The sequence below is a fragment of the Streptomyces populi genome, from assembly GCF_002911015.1.
Classification (GTDB): domain Bacteria; phylum Actinomycetota; class Actinomycetes; order Streptomycetales; family Streptomycetaceae; genus Streptomyces; species Streptomyces populi.
The window spans coordinates 83703-103430 of record NZ_KZ626857.1 but is presented as its reverse complement, the minus strand read 5'-3'; the positions used below and the strand labels follow the sequence as shown (position 1 = coordinate 103430).

Below are 19728 nucleotides of genomic sequence, written 5' to 3'. Positions count from 1 at the left end.
TAAGCCTCACAGCGCCGATGGTACTGCAGGGGGGACCCTGTGGGAGAGTAGGACGCCGCCGAACAAATTTTGAAGAAAACCCCCGTGCCGGGGATACCGGTACGGGGGTTTTCTGCGTTCAGGAACAGTTTTCCCGGAACCGAAAGCCGACCCCACGGGCCAGGGTTTCCTCGCTCTCGGTCCTCTACAGGTTCCGTCTTCTACAGGCCCCGTCTCCTACAGACGGCCTGCCGCCTTCAGGGCCAGATAGGCGTCAGCGAGAGCCGGTGCCAGGTCGTCCGGAGTCGCGTCGACGACGGTGACCCCGCGACGCCGCAGTGTTTCGGCCGTACGTCGGCGTCCGGCCTCGGCCTGGGCCGCCGCCGCTGCCTCGTACACCGCGTCGACGTCTCCCCGGGCCTTCGCCATGCGCGCGATGTGCGGGTCCGCGACCGATGCCAGCAGGACCGTGTGGCGCTGGGTGAGGCTGGAGAGGACGGGGAGCAGGCCCTCCTCCACAGGGGCGGCGTCGAGGGTCGTCAGAAGCACGATCAAGGAGCGGCGCGGCGTCGTACGCAGGGCCGTGGCGGTCAAGCCGCGGGCGTCCGTCTCGACGAGCTCCGGTTCGAGGCCGGCCATCGCGTCGACCAGGGACGGGAGGACGTCGCCCGCCGCACGGCCCTGGACGAGGGCGCGTACCCGGCGGTCGTAGGCGAGCAGGTCCACGCGGTCGCCGGCACGGGAGGCAAGGGCGGCGAGGAGCAGGGCCGCGTCCATGGAGGCGTCGAGGCGGGGGGCGTCGCCGACGCGGCCCGCGGAGGTGCGGCCGGTGTCGAGGACCAGCAGGATGTGGCGGTCGCGCTCGGGACGCCAGGTGCGTACGGCGACCGTCGTCCGGCGGGCCGTGGCGCGCCAGTCGATGGAACGGGTGTCGTCGCCGGGAACGTACTCGCGCAGACTGTCGAACTCCGTTCCCTCACCGCGCGTCAGCACGCTGGTGCGGCCGTCGAGTTCGCGGAGCCGGGCCAGTTTGGAAGGAAGGTGCTTCCGGCTGGTGAAGGGGGGCAGGACGCGTACGGTCCAGGGGACCTCGTGGCTGCCCTGACGGGAGAACAGGCCGAGGGGGCCGAACGAGCGGATCGTGACGCGGTCGGCGCGGCGGTCACCGCGGCGCGTGGGGCGCAGACGGGTCGTCAGACGGCGGCGTTCGCCGGCGGGGACCGTCAGGCGGTGGCGGGACGCCTCGACCTCCGTGCCGGGTTCCCAGCTGCTCGGCGGCCAGGCGTCCCGCAGGTGTGCGCGCAGCGGGCGGCCGGAGGGGTTGGTGACGGTGAGCGTGACGTCCGCGGATTCGCCGAGGCGTACCGAGGTGTCGCCGGAGCGGGTCAGGCCGAGGCGTCGTACGGGAGCCGCGAGGGCGGCGTCGCAGGCGCAGGCCAGGGCCAGCGGGACGTTGACGGCGAGGATGCCCGTCCAGCCCGGTCCCCAGATGCCGACGGGGAGGGCGCCCAGGGCCGCCAGGAGGGCGGCGCGTCCGGTGAGTGCCATCAGCGGGGGACGGGGACGTGGGCGAGGATCGCGTTGATGACGGAGTCGGCCGTCACGCCCTCCATCTCGGCCTCGGGGCGGAGCTGGACGCGGTGGCGGAGGGTCGGCAGGGCCAGGGCTTTGACGTCGTCGGGGATGACGTAGTCGCGGCCGGTCAGCCAGGCCCAGGCGCGGGCCGTGGCGAGCAGGGCGGTCGCGCCGCGCGGGGAGACGCCGAGGGTGAGCGACGGCGACTGGCGGGTCGCGCGGCACAGGTCGACGACGTAGCCGGTGATCTCGGGGGAGACCGTCGTCTTGGCGACCGCGGCGCGGGCGGCCTCGAGGTCGGCGGCGCCGGCGACCGGACGCAGTCCCGCGGCGCGCAGGTCGCGCGGGTTGAAGCCCTCGGAGTGGCGGGTGAGGACGTCGATCTCGTCCTGGCGGGAGGGCAGCGGGATCGTCAGTTTGAGCAGGAAGCGGTCCAGTTGGGCCTCGGGGAGCGGATACGTTCCCTCGTACTCGACCGGGTTCTGGGTCGCGGCGACCAGGAAGGGCTCGGGGAGCGGGCGGGGGGTGCCGTCGACGGTGACCTGGCGTTCCTCCATCGCCTCCAGCAGCGACGACTGGGTCTTGGGAGGCGTGCGGTTGATCTCGTCGGCGAGCAGGAGATTGGTGAAGACCGGGCCGGGCTGGAAGGAGAACTCGGCGGTGCGGGCGTCGTAGACGAGCGAGCCGGTGACGTCGCTCGGCATCAGGTCGGGGGTGAACTGGACGCGCTTGGTGTCGAGTTCCAGCGCGGACGCGAGCGCGCGGACGAGCAGCGTCTTGGCGACTCCGGGGACTCCTTCGAGGAGGACGTGTCCGCGGCACAGGAGGGCGACGACGAGGCCGGTCACGGCGGGGTCCTGGCCGACCACGGCTTTGGCGATCTCGGTGCGCAGGGCTTCCAGGGAGGAGCGGGCGGTGTCCGCGTCCCCGGAGCGCCCGGTGTACCCGGCTTTGTCGGTGGTCGGGTCCATCATGAAATGCGTACCTCTCTTTCGAGGGCGTCGAGTTGGTCGGCGAGGGAGACGAGGGCCGCGTCGTCGCGGGGCGGCGGTCCGAAGAGGAGCGGCAGCAGGGCCCCTGAGTCGCCGTCGAGGCGGGCGGCCAGGGCGGGGAGCAGGGTCTCGGGCGCGTGTGCCCGGGCCGGGGATACGCCGATGAGGGGGGCGAGGCGGGTGCGGGTGGCGGAGCGCAGAGCGGCGGCCGCGCGGTCGCGGGCGGAGGCCTTGCGGTAGAGGCGGGCGCGGCCTTCGGTGGTCTCGGAGGCGCGGATCGCGACGGGAAGCCGTTCGGGTACGAGGGGGCCCATGCGGCGTGCCCGCCACAGCGCCGCCAGGACGGCGGCGACGAAGAGCTGCACTGTGCCCCAGAGCCAGCCCGAGGGGATCAGGTCGAAGAAGCTCCGGCCGCCCGTGCCGGTGGCCGAGTCGTCGGAGAGCGAGGGGAGGTACCAGACCAGACGGTCGCGGGAGCCGAGGAGCTGGAGCGCGAGCGAGGCGTTGCCCTGCTCGTCGAGACGGTCGTTGGAGAGGATGTCGGGGGCGCCGAGCACGACGGTGTCCCCGCCCGCGGAGCCGGTCGGCACGCGCAGGAGCGTGGGCAGTCCGTCGCTCGGGTAGCAGGTGTCGGCGTCCGGGTCGGTGGTGGTGTAGCGGATGCCGCCCGTGTCGGCGGGGCCCGCCCGGCGGGCGGCGGGCAGTTCGCAGCGGGGGGAGAGCGTCGAGTCGAAGCTGACCGCGGGGTCGGCGGTGACGCCGGGGACGAGGGTGCCGATGGAGGGCGGTCCGGGGGAGACCAGGACCGTACGGCCGCCGGAGCGTTCCGTCGTCGTGCGCAGGAGGGTCTGCCGGCGCTCGGTCAGCAGGTCGGGGGCCGCGACCAGCAGGGTGGTGTCGGGGCCGGCCGCGGAGCGGGCCTCGTCGAGGGTGGTGACCACGCGGGTGGGGACGCCCCGGTCGGCGAGGAGCTGGGCGAGGGCCCTGCTGCCGGAGGGGTCGGCGGAGCGCGGGTCGAGGCGGCCGTGCCGGGCCTCCGAGCGGACCGCGGCTATCGCGACGGCGGCCACCAGCAGGAGGACGAGCGCGAGGACGACTCCGCGTGTGCGGGTCCACCACTGGCGGGCGGTGGGCGAGGACGAGGTGGGGGCAGGGGGCGAGGACGAGGTGGGAGCGGGGGCGGCCTCGGTCATGAGGTGGCTCCCGGGTGGCCGTCGTGGGCCGTGTTCCGGTCCGTGCCGCGGGTGTCGCCCGCGAGTACGGGCCTGGTGCGCTCCAGGTCGCGGTCGAGCTCGGTGAGGCGCTGGTACGCGCGCGGGTCCCCCGTCCTGCCGCCGTACGTGATGTCGTCGAAGTCGTGTGCGGCGGCGCGCAGCCGGTCGGTGTGGGAGGGCAGGGAGCGGCTCGCCTCCGCGGCTGCCTCGTCGGCCGTGCGGCCGGGGCGCGGGTCGAGGAGGGCGCGTTCCTCCAGGGACCGCACGACGGCGCGCATCCGTTCCTGGACGGCCTGGTTCCAGTGGCCCCGGGCGGCGTGCGCCTCGGCGGCGGCGCGGTGTTCGGCGGCGCTCCTGGGGCGGTCGTCGAAGAGGGCGGCGGACGGGACGGGGGTGCGGTGCGGGGTGCCCAGGCGCCACCACAGGGCGGCCACGACCGCCACGGCCGTGAGGACGATGACGACGAGCCCGAGCGTTCCGCCGGGTGTCGCGGCCGAGGCGGCGCCGAACAGCCGGTCGATCCAGTCCCAGAAGGCGTTCAGGGCACGCCGGACGAGGCCGGGGTCGTTCTCGTGGTACATCCGCTTGGACAGTTCGCGTCTGGCCGCCTCCCGGGCGGCCTCGCGCGGTGTCGTCACCGGTGGTGTGCCGTCGTGCCGTGACGCGAGGGCCGCTGCCGCACCGGTGCGCGGCCCCGCGAGTACCGCCGTGAGAACTCCCCCCGCCCCGTTCAACGCATCAGCTCCCCGGGGTGGTGCCGGAGGTCTCGCCGCCGTAGCCCTGGAGCCCGGCGGCCCGGGCCAGGTCGAGGTCGAGCGCCTCGCGGCGGATGCGCCGGTCGATGTACAGGAGCACCGTGACGCCCGCGGTGATCGGGAAGGTGATCATGGATCCGATGACCGAGCCGACGCCGCTGACGATGAGGAAGGTCCAGCCGAGGTCGCCGCCGGAGCTGTCGAGGAAGCCGGCGAAGCCGTCGCCGCTCAGTGCCGCGGCGAGGACGGCGAAGGGGATCACGATGATCGACGCCACGATGTTGGCGATGATCGTGGCGAGCAGCTGGATCCCGAACACCCGCCACCAGGAGCCGCGGACGAGTTTCGCGGAGCGGCGCATCGACTTCACGATGCCCTGCTTCTCCAGCATCAGGGCGGGAGAGGCGAGCGAGAAGCGGATCATCAGCCAGAGGGCGACGAAGCCCGCGGCGAAGGCGCCGAGGACGGCGAGCGCGACACCGGCCTCGTTCGAGCCGGCCGCCACGACGAGCAGGCCCGGAGCCGCTCCGGCGCCCAGGACCGCGACGGCGATGAGGGGCAGCAGCAGGGTCAGGCCGAACAGCTTGGCCAGCTGGGGACGGGCGTCCCGCCAGGCCTCGCCGGTGGTCACCGGCTTGCCGATCACGGCGCGGCTGGTCACCGAGGTGAGCAGGGCCGTCGCGACGATGGTGCCGAGCAGGGTGACGAGCAGGACGAGGCCGGAGCTGAGGAGGGTGTCGCCCATGGCCCGGGTCAGCTCGCCGAGGGTGGCGCTCGGGTCGTTCAGCGCCTCCGTGCTCGCGCTGTCGTCCAGGACGAAACCCTGGAGCAGGATGACGGCGACCTGCGTGACGACGGCGACGGCCAGGGAGATGCCGAGGACCGTGCGCCAGTAGCTGCGCATGGTCGAGACGGCGCCGTCCAGGATCTCGCCGACGCCGAGCGGGCGCAGCGGGATCACACCGGGCTTGGCGGCGGCCGGCCGGGCGCCCCACTGGCCGCCCCAGCCCGCGGGTCCGCCGGGTCCGGGGCCGTTCCACCCGCCGTGTCCGCCGTTCTGGCCGCCGGGGGGCCGACCGCCCCAGCCGGGTGCGGCGGGGGGCGGGGCCTGCGCGGGGGCCTGGGCGCCGGGCGCGGACCACTGGCCGGGCGGCGGCTGCTCCTTGGACCACTTCGAGGGCTGCTCGGGCGGGGTCGTTCCGTCCTGGTCGGCGGGCTCCGGGGTGCCGGAGGAGTCCGGCTCCTTCGCGCCGGAGGGGGCGGATCCGGGCGACGCCCAGCCCGGAGTGTCGTTCATCGTCGCTCCTTCACGGTGCCCGTTGCGCGGTCGCGGCGGCAGGTCGACAGCCATCGTGTCACGGCGCGCCCGGCGGGGGACGGGCCCCGTATGGGCTGCACACCTTCAATTGTCCGCCGGGTACGGGGCAGACTGGGCGGATGGCCGATCACTACGCGCAACCCCGCGAGAACGACGGGCCGACGGAGACACCCGCGATCCGCTGGCACGAACCGCCCGAAGGCCCCGTGGTGGTCCTTCTCGACCAGACGCGGCTTCCCGCGGAGGAGGTCGAGCTGGTGTGCACGGACGCCCCCGCGCTGGTGGAGGCGATCCGCACGCTCGCCGTGCGGGGGGCACCGCTGCTCGGGATCGCCGGGGCGTACGGCGTCGCGCTGGCCGCCGTACGCGGCTTCGACGTGGACGAGGCGGCCCTCGCGCTGGCCGGTGCCCGGCCGACCGCCGTGAACCTCGCGGTGGGTGTGCGCAGGGCGCAGGCGGCCCACCGGGCGGCGCTGGCCGCGGGCGGCGACGAGGCGGCGGCAGCGGCGGCGGCACTCCACGCGGCGCGGACGCTGCACCGCCAGGACGCCGAGGCGAGCTCCCGCATGGCCGGGCACGGTCTCGCGCTGCTCGACGAGCTGCTGCCGGGCGGCAGTCACCGCGTGTTGACGCACTGCAACACGGGCGCGCTGGTGTCCGGGGGTGAGGGCACCGCGTTCGCCGTGGCGCTCGCCGCGCACCGGGCGGGGAAGTTGCGGCGGCTGTGGGTGGACGAGACGCGGCCCCTGTTGCAGGGCGCCCGGCTGACGGCCTACGAGGCCGCCCGCAGCGGCATGGCGTACACCTTGCTCACGGACAACGCGGCGGGCTCCCTGTTCGCGTCCGGGGAGGTGGACGCGGTGCTGATCGGGGCCGACCGCATCGCCGCCGACGGTTCGGTGGCGAACAAGGTGGGGAGCTATCCGCTCGCGGTGCTGGCCAGGTACCACCACGTGCCGTTCGTCGTGGTGGCGCCGGTGACGACGATCGACCTGGACACGCCCGACGGCGCGTCCATCGAGGTCGAGCAGCGCGCGGGTCATGAAGTGACGGAGATCGCAGCTCCGCAGGTCCCGGTGGCGGGGGCGGAGCCGGGAGGAGGTATACCTGTGGCACCCCTGGGGACCCAGGCGTACAACCCGGCGTTCGACGTGACGCCGCCGGAGTTGATCACGGCGATCGTCACCGAAGAGGGCGTTGTTTCGCCCGTGACGGCTGAGGCTCTCGCCGAGCTGTGTGACTTGTCACGCCAGGTAACGATTTAGTTAATGGGATGATGTCGTTTATGAAGGGACGAGTCCTTGTCGTCGATGACGACACCGCACTGGCCGAGATGCTCGGCATCGTGCTGCGTGGTGAAGGTTTTGAGCCGTCTTTCGTAGCTGACGGCGACAAGGCGCTGGCCGCTTTCCGCGACGCCAAGCCCGACCTGGTGCTCCTGGACCTCATGCTGCCCGGACGGGACGGCATCGAGGTGTGTCGCCTGATCAGGGCGGAGTCCGGGGTGCCGATCGTGATGCTCACGGCGAAGAGCGACACCGTCGATGTCGTGGTCGGCCTCGAGTCGGGCGCCGACGACTACATCGTGAAGCCGTTCAAGCCAAAAGAGCTCGTGGCGCGGATCAGGGCGCGGCTGCGCCGTTCGGAGGAACCGGCGCCCGAACAGCTGTCGATCGGCGATCTCGTCATCGACGTCGCCGGTCACTCTGTGAAACGGGAAGGCATGTCGATCGCGCTGACGCCGCTGGAGTTCGACCTGCTGGTCGCCCTGGCGCGCAAGCCGTGGCAGGTGTTCACGCGTGAGGTCCTCCTGGAGCAGGTGTGGGGCTACCGGCACGCGGCGGACACCCGTCTGGTCAACGTGCACGTCCAGCGACTGCGCTCCAAGGTCGAGAAGGACCCGGAGCGTCCGGAGATCGTGGTGACCGTCCGAGGCGTCGGATACAAGGCAGGACCGAGCTGACATGTCATGGGACAGTGCCGCTTCGGCGTCCGCTGAGCAGGGGGATCGTTCGGGGCGGCCTGTCGGCCGGAAGATGAAGGGCTTTCGCTGGGAGCGGTTCTTCGAGGGAGGGCTGCTCCAGGGCGGGGTCCAGGGCAGCCCGGTCCTCAGGCTGCTCATACGCTGGGTGCGCCGTCCGCTGCTGCCCGTGATGCGGCTGTGGCGGCGCAACATCCAGCTCAAGATCGTCGCGACGACGCTGCTGATGTCGATGGGCGTCGTCCTGCTCCTCGGCTTCGTCGTGATCGGGCAAGTGCGCAACGGTCTGCTGGACGCCAAGGTGAGGGCCTCGCAGAGCCAGGCCACCGGTGGTTTCGCGGTGGCCAAGCAGCAGGCGGACGCCGAGGCGACGGCGAACGGCGACGACCGTTCGGCCGCGGCCGGCCGGCCGTCGAAGAACGTCAGCCAGTGGATGACCGACCTCGTCGTGTCCCTCTCCAGCGGCGGGCAGGGCGCCTTCGACGTCGTGACGCTCAACTCCACCGCCTCGGGCGACGGCAGCGGCGGTCTCGCACCGCGGTCCTCGAGCCAGGTCGACCCGACGGCGAGCATCCCCGAGAACCTGCGGGCCCGGATCGACAAGAGCATCTCCGCGGCGCAGAGCTACACCCGCGTCGTCTACAAGGACGACAAGGAGTCCCAGCCGGCCCTGGTCATCGGCAAGCAGGTGAGCGACCCCAACGGGGACGCGTACCAGCTCTACTACCTCTTCCCGCTGACGCAGGAGGAGAAGTCGCTGAGCCTGGTCAAGGGCACGCTCGCGACGGCCGGACTGTTCGTCGTGGTGCTCCTCGGGGCCATCGCCTGGCTCGTGGTGCGTCAGGTCGTCACCCCGGTGCGGATGGCGGCCGGGATCGCCGAGCGGCTCTCCGCCGGACGCCTCCAGGAACGTATGAAGGTCACCGGCGAGGACGACATCGCACGCCTGGGCGAGGCCTTCAACAAGATGGCGCAGAACCTCCAGCTGAAGATCCAGCAGTTGGAGGACCTGTCCCGGATGCAGCGGCGCTTCGTGTCCGACGTGTCGCACGAGCTGCGCACGCCGCTGACCACCGTGCGCATGGCCGCCGACGTCATCCACGACGCGCGCGTGGACTTCGACCCCGTGACCGCGCGGTCGGCGGAACTGCTCGCCGACCAGCTGGACCGCTTCGAGACGCTCCTCGCCGACCTGCTGGAGATCAGCCGGTTCGACGCGGGCGCGGCGGCGCTGGAGGCCGACGCCATCGACCTCAGGGAAGTCGTACGACGGGTGGTCGGCGGGGCCGAGCCGCTCGCCGAGCGCAAGGGCACGCGCATACGTGTCGTCGGCGACCAGCAGCCGCTGATCGCCGAGGCGGACGCCCGGCGGGTCGAGCGGGTGCTGCGCAACCTCGTCGTCAACGCCGTGGAGCACGGCGAGGGCAAGGACGTCGTCGTCAAGCTCGCCGCGGCGGGCGGAGCGGTCGCGATCGCGGTCCGCGACTACGGCGTCGGGCTCAAGCCGGGCGAGGCGACCCGGGTGTTCAGCCGCTTCTGGCGGGCCGACCCGGCACGCGCGCGTACCACCGGCGGCACGGGGCTGGGACTGTCCATCGCCCTGGAGGACGCACGGCTGCACGGCGGCTGGCTCCAGGCATGGGGCGAGCCCGGCGGCGGTTCGCAGTTCCGGCTCACCCTGCCGCGGACGGCGGACGAGCCCCTCAGGGGATCGCCGATACCCCTGGAGCCCAAGGACTCCCGGCGCAACCGCGGACTCGACGACGCCGGTCTGCCGCACGGCGGCGCCACGAAGCTCGCCACGGTCCCCGTGCAGCAGGCCGGGGCCGCGTCCGACCCGATTCCGCCTCGCGGGGCCATGGCCCCGCGGCTGGCCGGGACCGCGGCCACGGCCGATCCGACCGCGTTGCCGGGCAACGGCGCCCGCGTGGTGCCCCGGCCCGCCGGGACGCTGCGCCGTCAGGAAGAGACATCCGGCACGGGCCGGGAACGGACCGCACAGGAGCGGGGGCAGGACGGCGACACGCCGGAGGAGCTCGGACATGGGGAGGCATTTCGTGGGCGCTGACCGCGGGGGGAACGGTGTCCGCGGACGCCGTTCGGTGAGCGTCGTGGTGTACGCGGCTTGTGGGGCCCTGCTGGTGGCGGGGTGCGCCTCGATGCCGGACAGCGGGGACCTGCGCGGGGTGGAGTCCACCCCGCGCCAGGACCCGCAGGTCCGCGTCTACGCCGTGCCGCCGCATCCCGGTGCCTCGGCGGCGGAGATCGTGCAGGGCTTCCTGGAGGCGCTGACCAGCGACGACGCCAAGTACGAGACGGCCGGCAAGTACCTCACCGACAGCGCGCGCAAGACATGGGACCCGTACCGTTCGACGACGGTCCTCGCGGACGCGCCGGAGCCCGTGGGAGCGCCCTCGGGGACCAAGGACGGCAGTCGTGACGTCCTGTTCCGGCTGAACGGCAGCAAGGTCGCCACCGTGGACGGCCGGCACGCGTACGGGCCGGACTCCGGCCAGTACAGCGGATCGGTGCACCTGACCAAGCTGAAGAGCAACAAGCAGTGGCGTATCGACGGGCTGCCGCAGGGCGTGGTGATGGGCGCGTCGGACTTCCAGCGCAACTACATGTCCGTGAACAAGTACTACTACGCGTCGAACGGGAACTCCGGGACCGGCCGTCCCCTGGGGACCGTCGCCGACCCGGTCTACGTGCGCGCGCAGGTGGACCCGATGACACAGATCGTGCGCGCGCTCCTGAAGGGGCCCACGAGGTGGCTGGACCCGGTGGTCAGGTCGAGCTTCCCCTCGGGCACGGAACTGAAGAACGGCGACGTGTCACTGTCGCCCGACGACCGCAACAGCGTCACGGTGCCGCTGAACGCGAAGGCCGACCGCGTCGGAAGCACCCAGTGCCGGGAGATGGCGGCCCAGATCCTCCTCACCCTCCGGGACCTGACCCCCACGGGCGTCGACGAGGTGGAGCTCCAGCGGGCGAACGGTTCGCAGCTGTGCGTGCTGACCAAGGCCAAGGCCGAGAGCGTCGCCCTGCACGGTACGGGCGAGCACCCCGAGTACCAGTACTTCATCGATCACGACCAGAGGCTCGTGCGGATGCCCGGCGGCAACCGTGACAAGAAGCCCGAGCCGGTGCCCGGCGCGCTGGGCGAGGGCGGCAAGAAGCTGCGGGCGGCCGCGGTGTCGCGGGACGAGGACACCGCCGCGGGGGTGTCGGCCGACGGCCGGAACCTGTACGTCGGGTCGCTGGTGCCGGGCGGTTCGCTCGCCGAGCCGGTGGTGCGCAGCCAGGGCGCGACGGCCGACGACCGGCTGACGACCCCGAGCTGGGACGCGAGCGGCGATCTGTGGGTGGCCGACCGCGACCCGAAGAACCCCAGGCTGCTCCTGCTGCGCAAGGGCGCGGGCGAGCCCGTCGTCGTGCAGGCGCCGGTGCTCGACGGGCGCGTCGAGGCGGTGCGGGTGGCCGCCGACGGTGCGCGCATCGCGCTGATCGTCGAGAAGGACGGGAAGAGCTCGTTGCAGATCGGGCGCATCGAGCGGTCCAAGCAGGACGAGCCCGACGGCGCGTTCATCTTCGAACCGCGCTCCGTGGCGCCCCAGCTCGAGGAGGTCACGGCCATGTCCTGGGCCGGGGACAGCCGCCTCGTGGTGGTCGGCAGCGAGAAGGGCGGCGTGCAGCAGATGCAGTACGTCCAGGTCGACGGCTCCACCCCGCTGGGCACCTCGCCCTCCGCGCTGGCCAACGTCAAGGAGATCGCCGCGTCCGAGGACGAGCAGCTGCCGCTGGTGGCGCACTCGGACACGGACGGGATCGTGCGGCTGTCGGCGGGGGAGCAGTGGCAGAAGGTGGTCCAGGACGGGACGGCACCGGTCTATCCGGGGTAGCGCCGTGTGCGTCAGAGGTGGGCCCGTCCGGTCTCCGGGCGGGCCCACCGCCGTTCCGGGAGCCGTCCACAGCCGGTGCTCCAGGGTTTTCCACAGGGGTGGCCGAACGGGCCGGGCGTCGGCACAGTGGTGGTCATGCGGGGGTGGTGGCGGGACCTCACGGATCTGGTGCTGCCGGCCGAGTGCGGAGGCTGCGGAAGGCCTCGCACGGTGCTCTGTCCCGGGTGCCGTGCCGTCCTGACGGGGGCCGCTCCGTGCCGGGTGCGACCGGCGCCCGAGCCGGCCGGGCTGCCTGTCGTGCACGCGGCGGCTCCTTACGGGGACGAGGTGCGGGCCGTGCTCCTCGCCCACAAGGAACGGGGTGCGCTGGCCCTGGCGGCACCCCTGGGCGCTGCCCTCGCGGGGGCCGTGCGAGCGGGTACGGGGCCGGTGGGACGCCCTGGTCCGGCGGGGCGGTCCCCGGCTTCGCGGGAACGGCCGGTGCTGCTCGTACCGGTGCCGTCGGCGCGGTGGGCGGTCCGGGCGCGGGGCCATGATCCGGTGCGGCGGATCGCTCTCGCGGCGGCGGGCGAGCTGCGGCGCACGGGGACGCCGGCCCGGGTGCTCGGGGTGCTGCGGCAGCGGCGTGCCGTGGCCGACCAGGCCGGGCTGAACTCCCGTCAGCGGGCGGTGAACCTGGCGGGTGCCCTGGAGGTCGTCGCCGGGGGCGAGCGGCTGCTGGCCGGGGGAGGCCGGATCGTGCTGGTGGACGACCTGATGACGACGGGGGCGTCGCTGGCGGAGGCGGCGCGGGCGGTGCGGGGCGCGCGGCCGGACGCGCGGGCGCTGCTATGGACGGGTGAGAGGACGGGACGGGCGGAGATGTACGGACGAATCGTGGGTAGGGAGCAGGCCGAAGGAACGAGCGGTGGCGCGGTCTGTTCGGCCGTGATCGCGGCACCTCTGGACGCCTTCGAAATAAACCGGAACTGACCGAGAACTTGCATCGTTGCAGGTAATACGAGAGTCAATTCACCTGAACGGAGGTACGTATCAGTAGAGGGTGACGACATCCGTCCGGGCGAGATATGTTCGGTTGTGAGGCAATGGCGCAGGCCGTACCTCGCGCATCCGAGTGCCGAAGCGTGACTTTCCGGCAATCACCCGCATCGGTGGGGTGGAGATCTTGTCCTTGGGGGAGGAGGAGGTGAAAGTCACCGAGTCCGAGGTTCCGGGGCTCACCGGAATCTGGTGCAAAAGGGAGATGCTCCGCCAGTGGAGCGGGGCTATCCGGGAACGGAGTTCTGCGTGGACATCGTCGTCAAGGGCCGCAAGACCGAGGTGCCCGAGCGGTTCCGCAAGCACGTGGCCGAGAAGCTGAAGCTGGAGAAGATCCAGAAGCTCGATGGCAAGGTGATCAGCCTCGACGTCGAGGTGTCCAAGGAGCCCAACCCCCGACAGGCCGACCGCAGTGACCGGGTGGAGATCACGCTCCACTCCCGCGGACCGGTGATCCGGGCGGAGGCGGCGGCAAGCGACGCGTATGCAGCACTCGACCTGGCTGCGGACAAGCTCGAGGCCAGGCTGCGCAAGCAGCACGACAAGCGTTACACCCGCCGTGGCAACGGCAGGATCTCGGCAGCCGAGGTCGCCGACGTCGTCCCGGGTGCCGCGACCCTGAACGGCAGCGGCGACGTCGTCCGTGACGAGGAGCCGGACGCCGTGCCCACCAAGAAGATCGGCTCTCTCGAGATCATGGGCGAAGGCCCCTGTGTCGTCCGGGAGAAGACCCACGTGGCCGCACCGATGACGCTCGACCAGGCGCTCTACGAGATGGAGCTGGTCGGGCACGACTTCTACCTCTTCGTCGACTCCGAGACCAAGGAGCCCAGCGTCGTCTACCGGCGCCATGCGTACGACTACGGGGTCATCCACCTCAGCACGGAAGCGATGGTCGCCCAGGGCGGAGCGGACGCGCCGGGCGGCGCGCTCGGCGGCTGACCGTCCACGGTGACGGATGAGCCGGTGCCCCTGGAGCGTGAGTGCGCCCCCAGGGGCACCGGTGTGCGACCACTTCACGTCCCGCTCCGTCACCCCGCCGCCGTCCGGACATGGAATCATGGCCGCACCGGCCCAACCGGTGGGCCGTTGCCTTGGGTTGGCGATGCCACGGAAACACAGGCCACGGCCTTCAGGGGGAGGAACGATGGCGGACAGCTTCGGACCGATGCGTGCCGGTGGTACTGACGACGGAGTCGTCGCCTCCGGCCCGGACGGGGACCCTTCACGTGAGGAGCCCATCAGGGTCCTCGTCGTGGACGACCACGCCCTCTTCCGCCGAGGCCTGGAGATCGTGCTCGCCGCCGAGGAGGACATCCAGGTCGTCGGGGAGGCGGGTGACGGGGCGGAGGCGGTCGACAAGGCCGCCGACCTGCTGCCCGACATCGTGCTGATGGACGTGCGGATGCCCAAGCGCGGCGGTATCGAGGCGTGCACCTCCATCAAGGAGGTGGCCCCCAGCGCGAAGATCATCATGCTGACGATCAGCGACGAGGAGGCCGACCTCTACGACGCGATCAAGGCGGGGGCGACCGGGTACCTCCTCAAGGAGATCTCCACGGACGAGGTGGCCACGGCCATCCGCGCGGTGGCCGACGGGCAGTCGCAGATCAGCCCGTCGATGGCGTCGAAGCTCCTCACCGAGTTCAAGTCGATGATCCAGCGGACCGACGAGCGCCGGCTGGTGCCGGCGCCGCGGCTCACCGACCGTGAGCTGGAGGTCCTCAAGCTGGTGGCCACGGGGATGAACAACCGTGACATCGCCAAGGAGCTGTTCATCTCCGAGAACACCGTGAAGAACCACGTGCGCAACATCCTGGAGAAGCTGCAACTGCACTCCAGGATGGAGGCCGTGGTGTACGCGATGCGGGAGAAGATCCTCGAGATCCGCTAGACGTCACCCCAGGATGCGGACGAGCTCCGCGGCCAGTGGTTCGCGCAGGTCGGGAGCGTCCACCCGCTCGACCCGCACGTCCGTGCAGTCCACCCAGCCCGCGGCCTCCGCCAGGGCCTGAGCCACCGCCGGGACCGCCTTCGCACCGTCCAGGGTGACCTGCCTGGCGACCAGCGTGCGACCCTCCCGGGCCGGATCGACCCGGCCGACGAGCCGGCCCCCGGCCAGGACCGGCATCGCGAAGTAGCCGTGGATCCGCTTCGGTCTGGGCGTGTACGCCTCCAGCCGGTGCGTGAAGTCGAAGATCCGCTCCGTGCGCGCCCGCTCCCAGATGAGGGAGTCGAACGGCGACAGGAGCGTCGTACGGTGGCGGCCGCGCGGGACCGTCTCCAGCGCCGCCGGGTCCGCCCACGCGTCACCGGCCGGTCTTCCGCCCGAACCGCCGGCGCCCTTTCCGGCCGCGGCCCTGCCCCAGCCCTCCACCGTCACGGCGACCAGGCCCGAGTCCGCGATCACCGCGTCGACCTGCTCCAGCTTGAGGCGGTGGTAATCGGCGATGTCCGCGCGGGTGCCGACACCGAGGGACCGGCCGGCGAGGCGGACGAGACGGCGCACGCACTCCCTGTCGTCCAGTTCGTCATGGAGCAGCGGCTCGGGGATCGCGCGCTCCGCCAGGTCGTAGACCCGCTTCCAGCCGCGCCGCTCCACGCACACCACCTCGCCGTACATCAGCGCGCGCTCGACGGCGACCTTCGTGCCCGACCAGTCCCACCACTCGCTGGTCTTCTTCGCCCCGCCCAAGTCCGTGGCCGTGAGGGGTCCTTCGGCGCGCAGCTGCTTGACGACCTGGTCGTAGGCGCCGTCGGGCAGGTCGTGGTTCCAGTGCGGGCGGGCGCGGTAGGCGCGGCGGCGGAACGCGAAGTGGGGCCACTCCTCCACGGGCAGGATGCAGGCCGCGTGGGACCAGTACTCGAAGGCGTGCGGTGCCGGGGGTGTCTCGGCGGACGGTGTGCCGGCGGGCGGCGCGGACGTCCAGTAGGCCTGTTCGACGGTCTTGCGGCCGACGGCGCCGAGACGGGCGTACGGGATCAGTTCGTGGGACCGGGCGAGGACGGAGATCGTGTCGAGCTGGACCGCGCCGAGGTGCCGCAGGACCCCGCGGACGCCCGCCCTGCGGTCCGGGGCGCCCAGGAAACCCTGCGCCCGCAGGGCGATGCGGCGGGCTTCGTCCGCGGAGAGTTCGGTGGTGGGACGCGGGAGACTCGTCATGCCCACACGGTAGGCGGTGCCACTGACAACCGGGGCGCCCGCGGACCGGTCGCGGGGTCCGGCGCGGGGTACGGCGCCGGGACCCGTACGGAGCTCACCTGGCCGGCAGGTACGGAGCCGTCGAGGGGAGGCCCAGGTCGGAGGGGAGCAGCGAGCCCACCCAGCAGTCCCTGCGCACGCCCTTGTTGTTGAGGGCGGAGCGGAGGGTCCCCTCGACGGTGAAGCCGGCGCGTTCGGCCACCCCGCGGGAACCGGTGTTGCCGACCTCGGCGCGCCATTCGACACGGTCGACGGACAGGTCCGTGAAGGCCCAGCGGGAGGCGGCGACGGTGGCCTCGGCGATGTAGCCGTTGCCGCGGTGCTCCTTCGCCGCCCAGTAGCCCACCTCGGCGACGCCCAGGGAGCGCATGGTGATGGAGAGCATGCCCGCCAGCTCCCCGGAGGGGAGGAAGATCCCGAAGGTGAAGGCCGAACCGTCCGCCCAGCCCTCGGGCACCGTCTGGTCCGTGAAGCCCGACGCGTGCTCGAGCAGATAGGGCGACGGGATCGTGGTCCAGCGCTGGATGTCGGGATCCTGGGCGGCCGCGAAGACGGCGTCGGTGTCCTCCACGCCCACGGCGCGCAGGACGAGACGGTCGGTGGTCAGCGTGACGGGGTCCATCGGCCGATTCTGCTCGGGCATCCGGAAGGACGCCATTCCTTTGCCCTGGGTGATCGGTTCGCTACTTTTCGCTGTATGGGCGCGGCACCTTCGGCGGCACCCGTCCGTTGTCCTAGTGGCTGTCACCGGCAGACCTCCCGGCGCGGTGTGGTCCTCGCTTACGATGGCCGTTGCTCAAGCTGTGATTTGAATCTGTCATTGAAACCGACCGTCCCAGGCCCGACCGGCAAGGAGACAAACCCCCGTGTCCGTCCTCTCGAAGATCATGCGTGCAGGCGAAGGCAAGATCCTGCGCAAACTGCACCGCATCGCGGACCAGGTCAACTCCATCGAAGAGGACTTCGTCGACCTCTCCGACGCCGAGCTGAGGGCCCTCACCGATGAGTACAAGCAGCGGTACGCCGACGGCGAGAGCCTCGACGACCTGCTGCCCGAAGCCTTCGCGACCGTTCGCGAGGCGGCCAAGCGCGCCCTCGGCCAGCGTCACTACGACGTGCAGATCATGGGCGGCGCCGCGCTCCACCTCGGCTATGTCGCGGAGATGAAGACCGGTGAGGGCAAGACCCTCGTCGGCACCCTGCCCGCGTACCTGAACGCCCTCTCCGGAGCCGGCGTCCACCTCATCACGGTCAACGACTACCTGGCCGAGCGCGACTCCGAGATGATGGGCCGCGTCCACAAGTTCCTCGGGCTCGAGGTCGGCTGCATCCTCGCCAACATGACTCCGGCCCAGCGCCGTGAGCAGTACGCGTGCGACATCACGTACGGCACGAACAACGAGTTCGGCTTCGACTACCTGCGCGACAACATGGCCTGGTCCCAGGACGAACTCGTCCAGCGCGGCCACAACTTCGCGATCGTCGACGAGGTCGACTCCATCCTCGTCGACGAGGCCCGGACGCCGCTGATCATCTCCGGCCCGGCCGACCAGGCCACCAAGTGGTACGGCGACTTCGCCAAGTTGGTCATCCGCCTGAAGAAGGGCGAGCCCGGCAACCCGCTGAAGGGCATCGAGGAGACCGGCGACTACGAGGTCGACGAGAAGAAGCGCACCGTCGCCATCCACGAGTCCGGTGTCGGCAAGGTCGAGGACTGGCTGGGCATCGACAACCTCTACGAGTCGGTGAACACCCCGCTCGTCGGTTATCTGAACAACGCCATCAAGGCCAAGGAACTGTTCAAGAAGGACAAGGACTACGTCGTCATCGACGGCGAAGTCATGATCGTCGACGAGCACACCGGCCGTATCCTCGCCGGCCGCCGCTACAACGAGGGCATGCACCAGGCGATCGAGGCGAAGGAAGGGGTGGACATCAAGGACGAGAACCAGACGCTCGCCACGATCACCCTGCAGAACTTCTTCCGCCTCTACAAGCGCCACGACCACAACGGCAAGGAAGTGCCCGGTCTCTCCGGCATGACCGGTACGGCGATGACCGAGGCCGCCGAGTTCCACCAGATCTACAAGCTCGGTGTCGTCCCGATCCCGACCAACCGGCCGATGCAGCGCAACGACCGGTCGGACCTGATCTACCGCACGGAGATCGCCAAGTTCGACGCGGTGGTCGACGACATCGCCGAGAAGCACGAGAAGGGCCAGCCGATCCTCGTCGGTACGACGTCGGTCGAGAAGTCCGAGTACCTCTCGCAGCAGCTCTCCAAGCGGGGCATCCAGCACGAGGTGCTGAACGCCAAGCAGCACGACCGGGAGGCGACGATCGTCGCCCAGGCCGGTCGCAAGGGTGCCGTCACCGTCGCGACCAACATGGCCGGCCGTGGTACCGACATCAAGCTCGGCGGCAACCCCGAGGACCTCGCGGAGGCGGAGCTGCGCCAGCGCGGCCTCGACCCCGAGGAGCACATCGAGGAGTGGGCGCACGCCCTGCCCGCGGCCCTGGAACGGGCCGAGGCGGTGGTGAAGGCCGAGAAGGACGAGGTCCACGACCTCGGCGGGCTCTACGTGCTGGGCACCGAGCGGCACGAGTCGCGGCGCATCGACAACCAGCTCCGCGGTCGAAGCGGCCGTCAGGGAGACCCGGGCGAGTCCCGCTTCTACCTCTCCCTGGGCGACGACCTGATGCGCCTGTTCAAGGCGCAGATGGTCGAGCGCGTCATGTCGATGGCGAACGTGCCGGACGACGTACCGATCGAGAACAAGATGGTCACGCGCGCCATCGCCTCCGCCCAGTCGCAGGTCGAGCAGCAGAACTTCGAGACCCGCAAGAACGTCCTGAAGTACGACGAGGTGCTCAACCGGCAGCGCGAGGTCATCTACGGCGAGCGCCGTCGCGTGCTGGAGGGCGAGGACCTCCAGGAGCAGATCCAGCACTTCATGGACGACACCATCGACGCCTACATCGCGGCCGAGACCGCCGAGGGCTTCGCCGAGGAGTGGGACCTCGACCGGCTGTGGGGCGCCTTCAAGCAGCTCTACCCGGTGAAGGTCACCGTCGACGAGATGGAGGAGGAGGCCGGCGACCGTTCCGGTCTGACCGCCGAGTTCATCTCCGAGTCCATCAAGGACGACATCCACGACCAGTACGCGTCCCGCGAGGAGCAGCTCGGCTCCGAGATCATGCGTGAGCTGGAGCGCCGGGTCGTGCTGTCGGTCCTGGACCGCAAGTGGCGTGAGCACCTCTACGAGATGGACTATCTCCAGGAGGGCATCGGCCTGCGTGCGATGGCCCAGAAGGACCCGCTGGTCGAGTACCAGCGCGAGGGCTTCGACATGTTCAGCGCCATGATGGACGGCATCAAGGAGGAGTCCGTCGGCTACCTGTTCAACCTGGAGGTCCAGGTCGAGCAGCAGGTCGAGGAGGTCCCGGTCCAGGACTCCGTGCCGTCCCCGGCCCAGCAGGAAGCGGTCCCCGCGGGCGCGGCGCGGCCCGAGATCCGTGCCAAGGGCCTCGATGCCCCGCAGCGCCCGGACCGGCTGCACTTCTCCGCGCCGACCGTGGACGGCGAGGGCGGCATCGTCGAGGGCGACTTCGCCAGCGACGAGCCCGTGCGGTCCGAGGCGGACGGCCTCACGCGCGCGGAGCGCCGCAAGCAGCAGAAGGGCGGCGTGCGTCGCCGCAAGAAGTGAGTGAGGGTCGCCTGCGGCGGGCAGTACCGCGGCACGCGACCGGATGACACGGGAAGGGCCGGACA

15 protein-coding genes and 1 rRNA gene are annotated in these 19728 nt (G+C 71.5%); 9 read left to right on the top strand and 7 right to left on the bottom strand.

Annotated elements, in window-relative coordinates; genetic code table 11:
- Positions 1–64: ribosomal RNA gene (rrf, locus tag CW362_RS45835) — 5S ribosomal RNA — on the top strand; the annotation flags it as partial.
- A 152-nt stretch (positions 65–216) separates the two neighbouring features.
- Here rrf and CW362_RS12525 read toward each other — a convergent pair.
- Genes CW362_RS12525 through CW362_RS12505 form a run of 5 tightly spaced genes read right to left on the bottom strand, consistent with a single transcriptional unit; the run spans position 217 to position 5812 of the window.
- Complete coding sequence (locus CW362_RS12525) at positions 217–1527, bottom strand: DUF58 domain-containing protein (protein ID WP_103549481.1); 1311 nt, start codon at positions 1525–1527, stop codon at positions 217–219.
- Positions 1527–2525: an AAA family ATPase gene (locus tag CW362_RS12520; protein WP_103549480.1), complete on the bottom strand. Its 999-nt coding sequence runs from the start codon at positions 2523–2525 to the stop codon at positions 1527–1529. Before CW362_RS12520 ends, CW362_RS12525 begins: the two co-directional genes overlap by 1 nt.
- Positions 2525–3739 carry a DUF4350 domain-containing protein gene (locus CW362_RS12515; RefSeq protein ID WP_103549479.1) on the bottom strand — a complete coding sequence of 405 codons (1215 nt, stop codon included), beginning with the start codon at positions 3737–3739 and terminating at the stop codon, positions 2525–2527. Before CW362_RS12515 ends, CW362_RS12520 begins: the two co-directional genes overlap by 1 nt.
- On the bottom strand, positions 3736–4494 hold the full coding sequence (locus CW362_RS12510; RefSeq protein WP_103549478.1) for a DUF4129 domain-containing protein: 759 nt from the start codon (positions 4492–4494) through the stop codon (positions 3736–3738). Before CW362_RS12510 ends, CW362_RS12515 begins: the two co-directional genes overlap by 4 nt.
- A gap of 4 nt (positions 4495–4498) precedes the next feature.
- On the bottom strand, positions 4499–5812 hold the full coding sequence (locus CW362_RS12505) for a DUF7847 domain-containing protein (RefSeq protein WP_103549477.1): 1314 nt from the start codon (positions 5810–5812) through the stop codon (positions 4499–4501).
- 140 nt (positions 5813–5952) lie between these two features.
- Here CW362_RS12505 and mtnA point away from each other — a divergent pair, with 140 nt between their 5' ends.
- The 7 genes from mtnA (at position 5953) to CW362_RS12465 (ending at position 14648) form a co-directional block, all read left to right on the top strand.
- Positions 5953–7098: an S-methyl-5-thioribose-1-phosphate isomerase gene (gene mtnA, locus CW362_RS12500; protein ID WP_103549476.1), complete on the top strand. Its 1146-nt coding sequence runs from the start codon at positions 5953–5955 to the stop codon at positions 7096–7098.
- Between the two features lie 8 nt (positions 7099–7106).
- Positions 7107–7796 (top strand): two-component system response regulator MtrA, encoded by a 690-nt coding sequence (gene mtrA / locus CW362_RS12495; RefSeq protein ID WP_192582811.1) that lies wholly within the window; start codon positions 7107–7109, stop codon positions 7794–7796.
- 1 nt (position 7797) lies between these two features.
- The gene (gene mtrB / locus CW362_RS12490) at positions 7798–9882 is read left to right on the top strand and encodes an MtrAB system histidine kinase MtrB (RefSeq protein ID WP_103549474.1); all 2085 of its coding nucleotides are present in this window, start codon (positions 7798–7800) and stop codon (positions 9880–9882) included.
- Positions 9872–11716 carry an LpqB family beta-propeller domain-containing protein gene (locus CW362_RS12485; RefSeq protein WP_103549473.1) on the top strand — a complete coding sequence of 615 codons (1845 nt, stop codon included), beginning with the start codon at positions 9872–9874 and terminating at the stop codon, positions 11714–11716. Before mtrB ends, CW362_RS12485 begins: the two co-directional genes overlap by 11 nt.
- 135 nt (positions 11717–11851) lie before the next feature.
- Positions 11852–12688, top strand: a complete 837-nt coding sequence (locus CW362_RS44035) for a ComF family protein (RefSeq protein ID WP_206300939.1) — start codon at positions 11852–11854, stop codon at positions 12686–12688.
- A gap of 315 nt (positions 12689–13003) precedes the next feature.
- The gene (gene hpf, locus CW362_RS12470; protein ID WP_376450563.1) at positions 13004–13696 is read left to right on the top strand and encodes a ribosome hibernation-promoting factor, HPF/YfiA family; all 693 of its coding nucleotides are present in this window, start codon (positions 13004–13006) and stop codon (positions 13694–13696) included.
- Between the two features lie 205 nt (positions 13697–13901).
- Positions 13902–14648: a response regulator gene (locus tag CW362_RS12465; protein ID WP_103549469.1), complete on the top strand. Its 747-nt coding sequence runs from the start codon at positions 13902–13904 to the stop codon at positions 14646–14648.
- 3 nt (positions 14649–14651) lie between these two features.
- Here the strand turns inward: CW362_RS12465 and CW362_RS12460 are convergent, their stop codons facing one another.
- Together CW362_RS12460 and CW362_RS12455 are read right to left on the bottom strand one after the other, a co-directional pair.
- On the bottom strand, positions 14652–15917 hold the full coding sequence (locus CW362_RS12460) for a winged helix-turn-helix domain-containing protein (RefSeq protein ID WP_103549468.1): 1266 nt from the start codon (positions 15915–15917) through the stop codon (positions 14652–14654).
- A 94-nt stretch (positions 15918–16011) separates the two neighbouring features.
- Positions 16012–16578: a GNAT family N-acetyltransferase gene (locus tag CW362_RS12455; protein ID WP_103549492.1), complete on the bottom strand. Its 567-nt coding sequence runs from the start codon at positions 16576–16578 to the stop codon at positions 16012–16014.
- A 244-nt stretch (positions 16579–16822) separates the two neighbouring features.
- On the opposite strand from CW362_RS12455, the gene secA reads away from it, so the two are divergent.
- Positions 16823–19663 (top strand): preprotein translocase subunit SecA, encoded by a 2841-nt coding sequence (secA, locus tag CW362_RS12450; protein WP_103549467.1) that lies wholly within the window; start codon positions 16823–16825, stop codon positions 19661–19663.
- The last annotated feature ends 65 nt before the right edge of the window (positions 19664–19728 follow it).